Genomic DNA, 14,551 nt, shown 5'->3' with positions numbered 1-14,551 from the left:
CAATCATGTTGCATGCATGCGTTGGCAAGGCAGGTGAGCTCTTGGAAGAGTTCTCTAGACCGCCGTCCCACCATGGCACTCGCGACGAAGTCGTCGCTGAAATGTCCCCGTCCACTAACCAGATCGTTTTGCTCAGCATGCAGTCACCACCAACCTGTGAATTCGTCCCCTATCTCAGCGCTACGGACGCCGCCAAGGCGGTCGCGTTCTACTCGCGCGTTTTCAGCGTCGAACCACACGCACTCCTCAACATGCCAGACGGGCGCGTGATGCACTGTGAATTCCGCATTGGCAACGCAAGATTTTTTGTCAGCGAAGACCTTCCAGAACACGGCGGCGCGCCCAGCCCCACACGGCTTGGAGGCACTACCGTCGCGATCCATCTGTACGTCGATGACTGCGACGCGATGGTGAAAACGATGAGCGACAATGGTGCAACCATCCTGATGCCCCCTGCCGACATGTTCTGGGGTGAGAGATTCGCGCGCATCCGGGATCCGTTCGGGCACGAGTGGGGAATCGCAACTCAGCTGCAAGAGATGACCGCTGACGAGATCAAAGCCGTAGCAGCCAAGATGTTTGAGGAGATGACCGAATAGCAGCTTTTTTCTAGCAGACTCGGTGGAGGCGGTACGTCTACCTGCATGGAGCTTGTGGCTTGCGGCCAACAAACTGAGTAGCGGGCCACCGCGACTCGGGCAAGGCAATACGCGTCGTCCGATTGAGTGGAGGATCGCCGTGGTTTGGCAACTCGGGGCGAATCCAGCGAACAGACTATCCCACTTGCCTTAGGAGCGTCCCCTGTTGGGGAAGCACCTGCGGCGAATGAACCTCTAGAGTTTTCCGACTAGCGGAACGATGGCAGCGAATTCCATAGTTCCTCCGCCACCGATTCCGTGGGGGGCTCTGGAATATTTTCGCCAGCCAAGTAGTGCTTCCACGACTCAAGATCCCCGCCGTAGTCGCGGCCAGACATGGTCTTCAAGCTCTGTGCAACCTGGAATTGAATGGCTGGACTGGAATCGTCGAGCAAGCGGCCCAGCGCGGTGCGAACCTCAGCTTCGTCAAAGGCGGCCAAGCTATCCACGGCAGCTTTCCGTACACTGGTCGTCTCGGAATCGCGTTGAGCGAGACTCAGCAACATATCTCGCGCAGCCGCCCCCTGCTGCGACTTCCAAGCTTTGCAGGCAGCCAAGCGAACTTTTTCGTTATCGTCGCCAGACGCAATATTCAGCGCTTCGACGGTTTCCTGAGATTGAATGGCTCCCATCGTGAGGACGGCTCGGGCTCGCAATTCGGGACTCGCGTCATTGGCCACAATCGTCGCTAGACGTTCGGCCCAGGCAGTCTGCTGGGTGGCAGACATGGTGGGCAATTGCTCCTTGAGCAGGTTCAATTCTGCCATCCTCTGCTCGTAGGTTGGCCCCAACTGCAGATCCTTATCCCATTGGCTACGGTAGTAAGGATTGACTTTTTTGAGTGCGTATAACGGCCCGTCAACGCATCCTGCGCCGAGGACGATCAGCCCCAATAGTAGCCAGTAGTCTCGTGCTTTATCCATACCTCATCCGTTCCACGCTTCTAGAAAACCCAAGCATGCCCAGGCGACACTAGCAGATAAATTCACTAGGTGGATAGGTCAATCCGTAGCCTAGCTGCTGAATTTCCTTGGAGGGGCTGGCACCGGCACGTCTGCCACCGGTTTCACGTTGCTGAGGCGAGTCGCCACATGCTGGAAATCAGCAGCCGTACTGGCTGGGAAAGATCGCTAAGCCATTGATTCATCTCGCTGGCGCGTCCATATGCGAAGGCGATCAGCAGGCTAACCACGGCTAGATTCGCGGCCGGTAGGAACATCCAACAAAATTTCGTACCGAGTTGCTGAATGTCGGGCTGGTCACGCGTCGTTTCGCGGTAGGTGCTTACCACGTGGTAACCCAACGCGACTCCCAGCAGAAAACTCTGCCAGGGAAGCCCGGGAAAGGGGAGTACATAGGCAATCAAAAATAGCAGAATCGCAGCGGTGGGGAAGAAATAGGGAGCAGCCGTGATTAGCCAATTCCCCTTACCGGTAAAACGCACCTCGCCCCCCCGCCCAACCGATGCTCGAAAACCGACGATGCGATGCATGCACAAGAGGGCGAACAACGCATGGGTCGATTCGTGCTCCAGCGTCATCGCAAAGCGTCCCATCCGGCTGGTGCGTAGAAAGCGTCTCCACACCACGATGAACCCAACCGTTCCCAGCACAAACGGAAGTAAGCCTAGGGGACTTGGTAAGATGCGCAGTAAAAGTTTCAGCAAGCCCCATACCAACAACGGGGTAGAGGCCAAGGAGAGCCAAGCAGCGGGCCATTTCAGACGGCGGAGTAGCTGATCAATCCTATCTGGCCAACTCATGGTTCAGTTTGCGTCCCAGGTATGGCTGCGTGCGGTGGCTGCGGTCCGATTCTCTAGGGCGAGCCAAGAGTTCGCCTAGCATTGATTCGTCCAACCTAGCCCTTTATTGCCTTTATCAACTCGCCCTCTCGCTTGAGCCGCAGTGGCTCAAGACCGAATAAAGCTGGGCATTTCGATCACGTCGGGCTTTATCTCAGCAGTTTCAACGCTACCGAACAGGGTGAAAGCCCCCGTGTCATGGATCAACACGGGCAGCATGTTGCCGGTCTGACGCTCGTTGCCTTCCCAAACTACAATGCGATCACAGTTGGTGCGTCCCATCATCTGGCGGATCGGCCCCGACTCTCCCTTCTTGATCGAGACCTTACTAGGGCCCTCCACAAGGACCGTCATGCGTTTTCCAAGAAACTGCATGTTGTCCTCTAGGCTGATGGCGTCTTGCACCGCCAGCAACTCGACATTGCGACGCGACTTAACCTCTTCGGGGATATCGTCTTCAAAGAGTTCCGCTCCCCGGGTTCCCGGACGCTCTGAATACTTGAAGATGAAGCTGTTTTTGAATCGGCAGCGTTCCACCAGCTGAACGGTCTTCTGGAAGTCCTCCTCCGTCTCGCCGCAAAAGCCAACAATAAAGTCACTCGAGATCGATGCATCCGGCAAAATCTCGTTGATGCGATCCATCATGTCGAAGTAATCACTCGTGGTGTAGCCACGTTTCATCCGCTTCAACACTTCGTCGGAACCGCTCTGTGCTGGCACATGAAGATAGGTCGAACACTTGGGGAGGTCGTGGACCGTTTGCAACAGCTCGCGCGTCATGTCCTTGGGGTAGTTGGTAACGAATTTGAGGCGTTCGATACCTTCGATCTCGTGCACCATTTCCAGCAGATCCGCCAGTCGGGTCGTCTTCTCCCCCTCAGCGTACTTGTAACTATTGACCGTTTGTCCAATGAAGGTGATCTCCTTACACCCCTGCCGCGCCAACTCCTGAGCTTCGGCGACAATCAATTGCGGGTCGCGTCCCTGTTCGGGGCCGCGCGTCATCGGGACGATGCAATAGGTGCAAAATTTATCGCAACCGATCTGAATCCTGAGGTAGGCCTGAAAGGGAGTCGGACGCATGGCGGGGTCGCGGAGCGGATCGAAGGTTTCGTGGCTACGTCGGATATCTGCTTGGGAGCCGTCGCGGCGGCCGAGACTGACAGCCATTTGAGGCCCCTCGCCGTCGCGAATCTTGGTCAACAAGTCCGGAATTCGATGCAGCTGCCCTGGGCCGACGACGAGATCGACGTAGGGGGCGCGATCGAAAACGGCCTGCTGATCCTTCTGAGCCATGCACCCCATCACTCCCAGCGTCTTTTCTGGATGCGCGAGCTTCATTTTCTTGAGGTGCGCTAGATTATTGTAGACTTTCTCCTCCGCGTGCTCGCGAACGCTGCAGGTATTGAACAGGATCGTGTCCGCCTGCTCGATACTAGTGGCCAGCTCATACCCCTGGCGTTTGAGGCTGGCTACGACCATCTCGCTATCCAGGACGTTCATCTGACATCCCACCGTTTCAATGTACAACGTTTTGGTGTGCGTCATTTCGTTGTCCCTATCCGCTCTATTGATACTAGTTTGTGATGGTCAAATCGGATGATCTGGAAAGTGCTAAGTGTATCCAGCGTTGCAGAATTGCGAAGATGAAATCAGAGGCCGCCACGCCGCCCCCCCAAAAAAGGCAACATCTCCCCAACTAAGCCTGCTCGATCGCTTGCTCGAGGCCTCGTGCGGTTGCTTCCAGCGCCTCCTCCGAAGCCGTAAGGGGGTCACTGGAGACCTCTGCGGCGTCACCCCCCCCTCCAGCGTACTGTTTTTCCCTCGCAATTCGCTCCTGTTCCGCCGCCAATGCCAATTTCGCGGCGCGATTTCTTTTGCGTGTCCAATCCAAACGCTCCGCGACGAAAGAACGTAAGATAGAGTTGAGTTGCGTTTGGCGACGCTGCATCATGCAGAGTAGGCAGACGCATGCAATCGCTGCAGTCATAAGCCAAAGTATGTATGTTGGTTCCATTGCCAGGTTTTCCAGCGAGTTTTATTGCAGGGCTCTGCTCGAGTCTACAGTAATTCAGAGGTGCGAGTTGAGAGGAATTCTGGCGAGAGCAATGTACATACGTACAGATACCAATCGACCACAAGATTGATCATTTTTGTCTAATAGCGGCAATCCCGTATTTGGCGGGTTTAGGCTGCGACGATACAATGACCGCAATTGATCAGGAGGAGCCGAAAAACTCGCACCAAATTTGAGAGCTGTTTTTTGGGTGGTAGTTGGCATTTCCAACTGCTATTAGATCGGCTGAGATCAAACCTCACCGAGTTCGCACACATGGAGTCCAAACAGTGCAAGTCAATGTTTCTGCTCGACACGGTTCACTGAGTACACACGACCAAGAAGTCATACGCGAAAAAGCGGAAAAGGTGCGTCGACTCTTCGATCGCGTCAATGCCGTACAAGTTACGGTCGATATGCAGCACCAAGAGTCCCCGCATGTGGAAATCAACGTTTCGGCTGAGCATGCTCCTGATTTCGTCGCTTCCGCAGAGGCCACGACCGTCCTGAGTGCGTTGGATGGAGCGTTGGCCAAAGTTGAACAACAATTGCGCAAATTCAAAGAAAAAACGACCGGTCACAAGTCGACCGGCGTGAAACATATCACACCAGTGGCAGAGCCTGAGTAGTCGTTTGAGCGCGTAATAATCCGACAGTTAACCTGCTTGGTGCCCACGACTTAATCGTCAGGGAGCACACTGAGCTCCGTTACACGGACTCGGTATTGCGAAAGTTACGTTGCGAATTCGCGCTAAGTGGTACGAGCTAGCTGGTGTATCCAGAGAAAAGGTTTTCATTCATGAAGTTTTCGGATTTTGTTAGCACTAAGTCAATTTGTCCTGATTTAGAGTCAGTCGACAAAGAAAGTGTTATCTCTGAACTGGTAGATTCCCTGTTGGCGGCAGGCGAAATCAAAGAATCGGATCGCGATGACATCGTCAAAGCGATCATGAAACGCGAAGAGCTGGGGAGTACGGGCATTGGGCGAGGAATCGCAGTGCCGCATACGAAGCACCCCAGCGTCGACAAATTGGTCGGTACCGTCGGTGTCAGCATCGATGGCGTCGACTTTGACAGCCTAGATGGTGAGAAGGTGCAACTGTTCTTCCTGTTGGTATCCCCTCCAGACCGTCCTGGAGACCACTTGAGAGCACTTGAAAACATCTCTCGCCAGCTGAGAGACGAGACCTTCTGCAGATTCTTGAAGCAATCCAAGAATGCCGAAGATATCGTGCAGTTGCTCGAAGAAGCGGACAATAATCAGTTCGTTTCCTAGTATGTGTGCCTCTTTCTAGATCGCCCGCCAGCGGTAGATGAATAGCCGCAATACATACCATCTCACTCCCACAACTGTCGTTCGCGGTAGTTGGGAGTAGGGGTGGCAGAGTATTGCCGTACCTGCAGCGGGGCTGGCCCTCCAGCCCGTTCTGATACGACCAACTGTTCAACTCTCAGGAGTTTACTGAAATCGAAATGTCATCGACGATCGAAAAAGTGGTGACGGTCCAAAATCCAATGGGGATTCACATGCGACCGGCTGACTTGCTGTCGCGCGCAGCAGGGCGGTTTCAGTGTCAAATTGAGATCGAAAAAGACGGACAAGCCATCGATTGCAAGAGTATCATGAGCATTCTGACGCTGGGAGCACGACAGGGCTCACAGCTCAGTTTGCGAGCTTGTGGCGTCGATGCCCAAGAAGCCATCGATGCACTTTCAGAACTATTCAACCAAGGCTTTGACGAATCCGATTCCGAGGTAGCCTCCCCCGGCCGCCCCTAGGAGGCGACTGCGAATTGGACGACAGCAAATTAAAAGACAAGCCCAACCCACAATCCACCTCAACCATTACGCGTACGGTGCCCCTAAAGTTTATGTTGCCCCCACGGCTATTGTTTCAACTTGACGAATGGAGCGAAGTCGGCGGTCACAGAACAGGCCAGCTGTATGCCTGTCGTGTCGGTTCACCCCCGGTATCCCCCCTCGCGATTGCACGCGACAGATGCCACTACCTGCACGGCCTGAAGAAATGATTCGACACGTCCATGCTAGAACTGCAAGGTATTGCGGTCTCGCCAGGAGTTGCCATCGGAAAGGTTTTGATCCTAGACCGTGAAGGTTACCGGATTACCCGCTCTCAGATAGATTCCTCCGACCGTCATAACGAATTAGAACGCTTGCGAACGGCAATTGCCGAGGCGTCTTCGCGCTTGGACCTGCATCGACAACGCTCCACCGACCAGCTAGGGGAGCAGGTGGGAGCGATCTTCTCGGCACATCAAGGGCTACTGCTCGACCCCTGCCTTCAAAAGGACTGGGTCCAGCTGATTGAAGAACAGTGCTACAGCGCTGAATTCGCAGTCTCCTCCGTCTTAAATCGCTATGCCCATGCGTTTCGGCACATGGGCTCCGATACGATGAGCGAGCGTGCCAACGACATTCGCGACGTCGAACGCACTTTGCTCGAGGCCCTGGGGGGAGCCCCGTTGGAAGCCTCCGGTGGCGCTGGCCAATCGGTCTTGGCGAGCCACGATTTGACACCGGCTGAGACGGCCAATCTGGACCGCGAAAAAATCCTCGGATTCTGCACAGAGGTGGGTGGACCAGGAGGGCATACTGCAATTGTTGCTCGCGGAATGGAAATTCCCGCCGTGGTCGGAGTTGGCAACTTCCTGCATCGCATCTCTGGGGAATCTCAGGTGATCATCGATGGATTTCGCGGGACCGTCATCCTTCAACCCGATGAGCAGACGCTGGAGAGTTACCGGCAACGACGAGAGGCACGCGTCACGCGGGCAGCCAAGCTGACAGAGATCCGGGACCTGCCCGCCATCACGCTCGACGGCACTCAAGTTTGCTTGTTGGCCAACATCGAGTTCCCCAGCGAGGTAGCCTCTTGCCTGCAGCGTGGCGCTGAGGGCGTTGGCCTCTACCGCACGGAATTCTTGTACCTGGGCGCCGATCGCGAGCCGACCGAGGAAGAGCAATTCCAGACCTACCGCGAAGTGGTCAATTCGCTTCATGACCTGCCTGTCATCATGCGCACCCTGGACCTAGGTGCCGATAAAGTCGGTTCGCTACAAATGCTCGAACGCGAGAGCAATCCGTTCTTGGGCTTGAGAAGCATCCGCCTGTCGCTCCGACAACCACGCATCTTCCGCATCCAATTGCGAGCCATGTTGCGGGCGGCCAGCGAACGCACCCTAAAAGTCATGTTCCCGCTCGTCAGTACCCTGCACGAACTCCGCACCGCCCGCATGGTGTTGCGTCAAGTCGCAGAAGACCTCGAAGAAGAGGGAGTGCCGCCACCCGCAAAACTCGAAGTCGGCATGATGGTCGAAGTCCCCGCCGCCGTACTGATGCTGGATCACTTCATCCACGAGGTTGATTTCATCAGTATCGGCACAAATGACCTCATTCAGTACACCATGGCGGTAGACCGCGGTAACGAGTTTGTAGCCGACCTGTACTCCGGCCACGATCCGGCCGTCCTGAGATTGATTAAGCAATCGATTGACATTGCCAACCAGGCTCAGGTGGAAGTCAGTGTCTGTGGCGAGATGAGTGCAACTCCGGCCACTGCTCTACTCTTAATCGGCCTTGGAGTGCGTGCACTGTCCGCCCCCCCTGCCGCCCTGCCTGCTGTAAAGCAGGCGATCCGAAGTGTGCGACTCGAAGATTGGCAACAAATCGCCAGTCGCATCTTTGATTTCGATACCGCTCGTGAAGTCGATGCGTTTCTCCAAGCCCGATTCTCTGATTTATTGCCAGACATGGCATTGGGAGTCTAGTTCAGTATGAGATTCTGCAACGCGCTTAAACTCCATCAAAGGAACCGGAGGAGTCGAGTTGCAACTCGCGCCTCAAAACAAAAATATTGATCCACTACACGGAGCACATTTGAAGTGCTCCGACCTCATCAGACAACAGGAAGAAAAATATGCGAAAAGAAATGTTGATAAACGTTTCGCAACCCGAGGAATGCCGAATAGCGATTCTTGAAGACGGTGTCCTCGAAGAACTCTATACCGAGCGTGCCAGTCAAAACAATTTTGCAGGCAATATCTACAAAGGCAAGATTGTTAACCTCGAACCAAGCATCCAAGCTGCCTTCGTGGATTTCGGGGTCGGACGAAACGGATTCCTCCACATTAGCGATGTGGAACCCCAGTACTTTCGACAGGCAGGGTACGATCCCGATCAAATCATGGACGGGCACATCCCTGGCGCGGACATCGACGACGGCGAGGACCAGCCGGAGGGAGATGGTGGCGATGATCGTCCCAGCAGCGGCCCTCCCGGACGCCGTCGTGGACGCCCCATGCGATCCACCCGCCCGCGATTCAAGCCACCCATCCAAGAAATTTTCCAGCGCGGCGACGAAGTTCTCGTTCAGGTCATCAAGGAAGGGATCGGCACCAAGGGCCCTACCCTGTCAACCTACATCAGTATTCCTGGACGCTACCTGGTCCTCATGCCTGCCTTAGGTCGTGTTGGGGTTAGCCGCAAGATTGAAGACGAGAAGGTACGCCGCGACCTCCGACAAACGCTTCTCGAACTCAACCCACCCAAAGGGCTCGGGTTCATCGTTCGCACCGCTGGCCAAGATCGCACCCGCCGCGAGTTGTCGCGGGACATGGCCTACCTCTTGCGACTCTGGAAAGTGCTGGTCAAGCGGGTCAAGAACACCCCTTCGCCAATCGATATCTACGAAGAGAGCGATATGATTATTCGCACGATTCGGGATATCTTTAGCGAGGACATCGACGCAATTCTGGTCGACGAGCAAGGGGCCTACGACCGCGCCAAAGAGTTCTTGCAACTGGTCATGCCACGCTATGTTGATCGGCTGAAACTCTACGACGGCCGAGAGCCACTCTTCCATAAATACCATCTGGAAAAAGAGATCGCAAAGATCCAACGCAGGACGGTACCACTCAAGGGTGGAGGCTCCATCGTAATCGATCCCACCGAGGCCCTGGTGGCCATCGACGTCAACAGCGGTTCGTTTCGCACCGACGATTCGGCGGAGGACTCCGCCTTCCAGCTCAACATGGCCGCCTCTAAAGAGATCGCGCGACAATTGCGCCTCCGCGATCTAGGTGGGGTCATTGTCAATGACTTTATCGACATGCGTCGCGAATCGCACCGTCGCAAAGTCGAACGCTCGCTGCGCGATGCGATGGCACGAGATCGGGCTCGTACCAAAATCTTGAGAACTAGCCCCTTCGGCTTGATCGAAATGACCCGGCAACGGATTCGTCCTAGCCTCAAACGCAGTGTCTACGAAGATTGCCCATGCTGCCAAGGTCGCGCCGTCGTGAAGACGGGCGAGAGCATGGCGATCGAGGTCGTGCGCATTTTGATGATGGCTTCGCAGCAGCCACGAGCTAGCCGCGTGACCATCCGCGTCAACGACAAGGTCTCCGCGTACCTCAACAATCGCAAGAGAAGAGACGTCATCCAAATTGAGGAGACCACCGGCGTGTCCATCCAAATCCTGGGTAGCGAAGGACTCTTCCCAGAGCACTTGGAATGCGATTGCCGCGACTCCGAAGGCAACTTGATCAAGCTGCCATTCATCGAGGAAGCCTAGTAGCTCCCTCGGTAGCTAAGCGGTACCCAGCAGCCGTGGGGCGGCTCGCAATTTGCAGCTGCCCCAATACCGGCGATCCCCTGCGCGATCATCGACAAGTTTTTCAGTAAAGTCCCGCCGCAATGCGAAAGATTATTGTCACTGGTGCCGCTGGATTTATCGGTTTCCACCTCGCGCGTACCCTGCTCAACCGCGGAGAGCAGGTCATTGGCATTGATAACCTCAATGACTACTACAGCGTGCAACTCAAACGCGATCGCCTGAAGCAACTCGACGGTGCGGCAGGTTTCCAGTTCCTTCAGCTTGATATCGCCCAACGGGACGAATTGGAGTCGGCACTGGCGGAGGTCCAACCCAGCCGCGTTGTCCATTTGGCCGCCCAAGCTGGCGTGCGGTACTCGCTAACCAACCCGCAGGCTTATATCGACAGCAATCTTGTCGGATTCGGGAACATCTTAGAGTACTGCCGCCAACACGCTGTAGGACATTTGCTATACGCGAGTAGTAGCAGCGTTTATGGGACCAGCCAGATTCAACCGTTGTCCACGGAACAGAATGTGGACCATCCCATCAGCCTGTACGCAGCCACCAAGAAGGCAAATGAATTGATGGCGCACACCTACAGCCATCTATACGGTCTGCCAACCACGGGACTGCGATTCTTCACCGTCTACGGCCCCTGGGGTCGCCCGGACATGGCTCTCTATCTGTTTACCAAAGCCATCTTTGAAGAGTGTCCTATCGATGTCTTCAATTTTGGAAAAATGCGGCGAGACTTTACCTACATTGATGATATCGTCGAAGCCCTAGTGAGGCTGGTCGATACCCTCCCCACTCCCGACCCAGATTTTGATCCACTGCACCCGACTCCCGACCGCAGTCAATGTCCGTATCGGGTGTACAACATCGGGAATAATCAGCCCGAAGAATTGGGGCGGTTCATCGAGGTTCTTGAACAGTGCATTGGGCGCACAGCCGTCAAGAACTATAGGGAGTTGCAACCAGGAGACGTCCTCGAGACCTATGCCGACACTAGCCAATTGGAGAGTGTCATTGACTTCCGACCGTCGACTCCCATAGAAACTGGGATACAGAAATTCGTGGATTGGTACCGCGCCTATCATTTGACCTGTTAGCTCCGACTCGACTTCGCCCGAGGCAGGCGGCAGGTTTTCCAAAATCTGGTCGAAGTTTTGGGTGAGGGAGTGGTTAGGCCGGTAGCCAGTTTGCACAGAGGCGTTAATATCTAACATAGTGGGTTGCTGCAGCGCGGCCGCTCGCGAATCAGCGTCGATGAAATGACCGAGTGTTGTCCATAAGTGCTTTCGGTCGATTCGCTATGCCTTTCAAGCCGTTTGATACGGTTCCATCAGTGTCCGCCCATCTCGACTGCCAAAAACCGGACCTCGCCCTTTTGAAGGATGCGGTGGTTTGTTACTCGCCCGCCCATCCCTTTTCACTAGGGACACCGCTGATGCCGGTTGGCCAGAAGGGACTTCTCAAACAGGGCGTTCCTAGTTGGCTCCTGCCCTTGCTTCGGTACTATTCGCCAAAGATCGCTACGAGGGGTGCCCCTGTGACTGCACCTCTGTTCGGTACTTGTTTTTGTTTGGAAGGAACTAGTCAAAGACGGTGACCTCGCATGAACAGCTATAGCCTAGACTACATTGACGACCTCTACGTTCAGTACATCCGCGACCCTTCGAGTGTATCGCCAGGTTGGCGTAAATACTTCGAAGAGTTTTCGCTGGCCAATGCCACCGCCTCCGGCGCCAGCGAGCAGAGCGGCCTCCAAGCCACTACCGCTGGTGGTTCCGTTGCCGTTGCGGGCGACGAGCCCAACGCCCAAGCGCGTTCCATACGCGACGAGGCTCTGTGGCTAGCACAGATGCAAGATCGTGTTGATAACTTGGTGCGTGAGTACCGAGTCCGTGGACACTTGATGGCCAAGCTTGATCCACTCAAGCTTGCCAATCTCGGAAATCCTGAACTGGAGCCCGGGGCCTACGGGCTGAGCGAAGAGGACATGGCGCGTCCGTTCAGCTGCCCAAACCTTCAGTACGTGGATGGCCGGACACTGGGAGACATCGTCACCAAGCTTCAAAACACCTACTGCCGCAGCATCGGTGCGCAGTTCATGCACATCGACAATCGCACCATCCGCGATTGGCTACAAAGGCGCATGGAGAGCTGCGAAAATCGGCTTGAACTATCGCGTGAAGTCCAGTGCCGCATTTACTCGCGGTTGACCGATGCGGCGATTTTCGAAGAGTTCGTTCGCCGGAAATTTGTCGGAGCGAAGACGTTTTCCCTGGAAGGGGCGGAAAGCCTCATTCCACTACTCGACCTATCGCTGGAGAAGGCGGGACAGCATGGCGTCGAAGGGGTCCTGTTGGCCATGGCACACCGCGGGCGTCTGAACGTACTCGCGAACATCATGGGCAAGCGGGCACAGAGCATCTTCTGGTCGTTCGACGATCCACGCCCCGATATGCACCGAGGCGCCGGGGACGTTCGCTATCACTTGGGCTACAGTAGCGATTGGGCCACCTCGACTGGGGCCAAAGTCCACATCTCCCTGTGCTTCAACCCCAGTCACTTGGAATACGTCAACACGGTTGCCCAAGGTCGTTGTCGCGCCAAACAGGATCGCTCTGGAGATGACCGCCATTCGAAGTTCATGACCATCCTGGTGCACGGCGACGCCGCCTTTGCAGGCGAAGGAATTGTGCAGGAAACGCTGAACATGAGCGAATTGCCTGGTTACAAGACCGGCGGCACGCTGCACGTCATCCTCAATAATCAAGTGGGCTTCACAACCGAACCGGACGAATCGCGTTCCTGCACCTACGCTACCGATGTGGCCAAGATGCTGCAGATTCCCATTTTTCACGTCAATGGTGAAGACCCTGAGGCGGTGGCTCAAGTCGTCAACTTGGCGATGGATTTCCGCCGCGAATTTCGTCGTGACGTCGTCATTGACATGTATGCCTACCGCAAGTGGGGGCATAACGAGGGGGATGAACCTCGGTTCACCCAGCCGTTGATGTACAAGACAATCGATGAACGCAAGAGCGTTCGTGAAAGCTATTTGAAGCGTTTACTGAAACTCGGCGAGATCACCCGGCAAGAGGCCGATGCGATCGCCGAAGTGCGGCAGACCAAACTGGAACGCGAGTTTGAGCTGGCCCAGAAAGAAGAGTTTATCGACGACTTGCAAACGCTCGGAGGAAGCTGGCAGGGATACTACGGAGGTGATGAGCCCCTGGACGATCTGCCCGATACGATGATCTCCGATTCGCGCGCCCGAGCGTTGATGGGCAAACTGGCCGCGTACCCGAAGGATTTTCAGATCAACCGCAAGCTGAAGCGGTTCATGGAACTGCGTGGCGAAATGGCTGAGGGCAAACGCGGGCTCGATTGGTCTGCCGGTGAAGCCTTGGCTCTAGCGAGTATGCTTGTCGAAGGTCACCCCGTCCGCTTCAGCGGCCAGGACTGCGAACGTGGCACGTTCAGCCAACGGCATTCGGTACTCCACGATACGGTCGACAACACCAAGCACATGCCGCTGAACAATCTATCCGCCGATCAAGCACGAGTGGACATTATCAACAGCCCTTTGTGCGAGGCAGGCGTTCTTGGCTTCGAATACGGCTACTCACTCGACTGCCCCGAAGGTGTCGTGATCTGGGAGGCTCAGTTTGGGGACTTCTGGAACGTAGCCCAAGTCATTGTGGATCAATTCATCACCAGTGCAGAGGACAAATGGGGACGGCTCAGCCATATTACACTCTTGCTTCCCCACGGTTTTGAGGGGGCGGGTCCCGAACACTGCAGCGCTCGCCTGGAGCGGTTCCTGCTGCTCACCGCAGAGGATAACATCCAAGTAACGCAGCCCTCGACGCCCGCGCAGTACTTCCACCTGTTGCGACGACAAGCCAAGCGTCGGTGGAGTAAGCCGCTCGTCGTGCTGACTCCCAAAAGTCTGCTTCGCCATCCAGAAGTCGTCTCCCAACTGGAAGACTTCACGACTGGGAAGTTCGAAAAAATATTGCCCGACACGCGTCAGGCACCGCCCCAAACCGATCGTATACTTCTCTGTAGTGGTAAAGTCTATTACGAGTTGGCGGAGAAGCGAAAAGCCATTGGGGCTGATAATGTAGCGATCGTACGCATTGAACAGTATTATCCGCTCAAAGAAGAAACACTTGCAGAAGCGCTGCAACCCTACCAACCCGGTACAGACCTCGTGTGGGTCCAGGAAGAGCCGACGAATATGGGTGCTTGGCAGTTCATGAAAGTTAAGTTCGGTGACATGTTGGCCGATCTCAATTTCAAGCTGCGTCGAATTTCGCGAGTGGAATCGGCTAGCCCCTCTACTGGATCGGCTAGCGCACATAAATTAGAACAAGATGACTTGATCGAAGAGGCCTTCGCGAATCTCTAACCGTTCGCCGATTGGC

Annotated in this window: 12 protein-coding genes; 8 read left to right on the top strand and 4 right to left on the bottom strand. The window is 55.3% G+C overall.

Features of this window, described 5'->3' with window-relative positions:
* Positions 1-5 precede the first annotated feature (5 nt).
* The gene (locus Q31a_RS11000) at positions 6-599 is read left to right on the top strand and encodes a VOC family protein (RefSeq protein WP_231691147.1); all 594 of its coding nucleotides are present in this window, start codon (positions 6-8) and stop codon (positions 597-599) included.
* A gap of 248 nt (positions 600-847) precedes the next feature.
* Here Q31a_RS11000 and Q31a_RS10995 read toward each other — a convergent pair whose 3' ends face one another.
* From Q31a_RS10995 to Q31a_RS10980, 4 genes are all read right to left on the bottom strand, one after another.
* The gene (locus Q31a_RS10995) at positions 848-1,561 is read right to left on the bottom strand and encodes a HEAT repeat domain-containing protein (RefSeq protein WP_145077504.1); all 714 of its coding nucleotides are present in this window, start codon (positions 1,559-1,561) and stop codon (positions 848-850) included.
* A 143-nt stretch (positions 1,562-1,704) separates the two neighbouring features.
* Entirely contained in the window at positions 1,705-2,400 is a 696-nt protein-coding gene (locus tag Q31a_RS10990; RefSeq protein WP_145077502.1) for a M50 family metallopeptidase, read from the bottom strand.
* A 147-nt stretch (positions 2,401-2,547) separates the two neighbouring features.
* Positions 2,548-3,987, bottom strand: coding sequence for a tRNA (N6-isopentenyl adenosine(37)-C2)-methylthiotransferase MiaB (miaB, locus tag Q31a_RS10985; RefSeq protein WP_145077500.1), 1,440 nt, complete (start codon positions 3,985-3,987; stop codon positions 2,548-2,550).
* Between the two features lie 151 nt (positions 3,988-4,138).
* Positions 4,139-4,456 (bottom strand): hypothetical protein, encoded by a 318-nt coding sequence (locus Q31a_RS10980; protein ID WP_145077498.1) that lies wholly within the window; start codon positions 4,454-4,456, stop codon positions 4,139-4,141.
* A 329-nt stretch (positions 4,457-4,785) separates the two neighbouring features.
* Here Q31a_RS10980 and hpf point away from each other — a divergent pair, with 329 nt between their 5' ends.
* From hpf to Q31a_RS10945, 7 genes are all read left to right on the top strand, one after another.
* The gene (gene hpf, locus Q31a_RS10975) at positions 4,786-5,124 is read left to right on the top strand and encodes a ribosome hibernation-promoting factor, HPF/YfiA family (protein ID WP_145077496.1); all 339 of its coding nucleotides are present in this window, start codon (positions 4,786-4,788) and stop codon (positions 5,122-5,124) included.
* Positions 5,125-5,294: 170 nt separating this feature from the next.
* The gene (locus Q31a_RS10970; RefSeq protein ID WP_145077494.1) at positions 5,295-5,771 is read left to right on the top strand and encodes a PTS sugar transporter subunit IIA; all 477 of its coding nucleotides are present in this window, start codon (positions 5,295-5,297) and stop codon (positions 5,769-5,771) included.
* Positions 5,772-5,968: 197 nt separating this feature from the next.
* Entirely contained in the window at positions 5,969-6,274 is a 306-nt protein-coding gene (locus tag Q31a_RS10965) for an HPr family phosphocarrier protein (protein ID WP_145077492.1), read from the top strand.
* A 263-nt stretch (positions 6,275-6,537) separates the two neighbouring features.
* Positions 6,538-8,283, top strand: a complete 1,746-nt coding sequence (gene ptsP, locus Q31a_RS10960; RefSeq protein ID WP_145077490.1) for a phosphoenolpyruvate--protein phosphotransferase — start codon at positions 6,538-6,540, stop codon at positions 8,281-8,283.
* Positions 8,284-8,432: 149 nt separating this feature from the next.
* Entirely contained in the window at positions 8,433-10,088 is a 1,656-nt protein-coding gene (locus Q31a_RS10955; protein ID WP_145077488.1) for an Rne/Rng family ribonuclease, read from the top strand.
* Between the two features lie 122 nt (positions 10,089-10,210).
* Positions 10,211-11,224 (top strand): NAD-dependent epimerase, encoded by a 1,014-nt coding sequence (locus Q31a_RS10950; protein WP_145077486.1) that lies wholly within the window; start codon positions 10,211-10,213, stop codon positions 11,222-11,224.
* Between the two features lie 506 nt (positions 11,225-11,730).
* On the top strand, positions 11,731-14,535 hold the full coding sequence (locus Q31a_RS10945; protein WP_145077484.1) for a 2-oxoglutarate dehydrogenase E1 component: 2,805 nt from the start codon (positions 11,731-11,733) through the stop codon (positions 14,533-14,535).
* Positions 14,536-14,551 lie beyond the last annotated feature (16 nt).

It is taken from the genome of Aureliella helgolandensis (assembly GCF_007752135.1).
GTDB lineage: Bacteria > Planctomycetota > Planctomycetia > Pirellulales > Pirellulaceae > Aureliella > Aureliella helgolandensis.
This window is presented reverse-complemented; position numbering and strand designations above follow the sequence as displayed.